At 76.7% G+C, this 403-nt stretch carries 1 protein-coding gene; it reads left to right on the forward strand.

The features are described from left to right. On the forward strand, positions 1-403 hold a 403-nt coding region (locus G3I40_RS26755; RefSeq protein ID WP_164304721.1), incomplete at both ends, for a hypothetical protein.

A 403-nucleotide genomic window follows, 5' to 3' on the forward strand; every position in this document is an offset into this window, starting at 1 on the left:
ACGCCGCCGGGGACGCGGACCGGGTCGGCGTGCTGTCCCTGCTGGCGGTCGACGAGAACGGCGCGGACATCGGCACGCCGCTCGGCCTGCCCTCGCTCGGCGACACCGTCGTGCTCGCCCAGGCGTTCACCGACTCCGGGCTCGACGGCGCGCTGTGGTGCCTCACCGAGGACGTCCAGGTCACCGCGGCCGACGAGCGTCCCGGCGACCCCGCGCGCGAGGCCCTGTGGGGCCTGGGCCGGGTCGTCGCCCTCGAACACCCCGGCCTGTGGGGCGGGTTGATCGACGTGCCCGCCGGGTCCACGGACGCGATCGTCCGCTCGCTCGCCGGGGTGCTGACCGGCGGGAGCGGCGAGGACCAGGTCGCGCTGCGGGGCCAGGACGTGCACGTACGCCGCTGGAA

This window comes from Streptomyces sp. SID14478 (assembly GCF_010548525.1).
Taxonomy (GTDB): domain Bacteria; phylum Actinomycetota; class Actinomycetes; order Streptomycetales; family Streptomycetaceae; genus Streptomyces.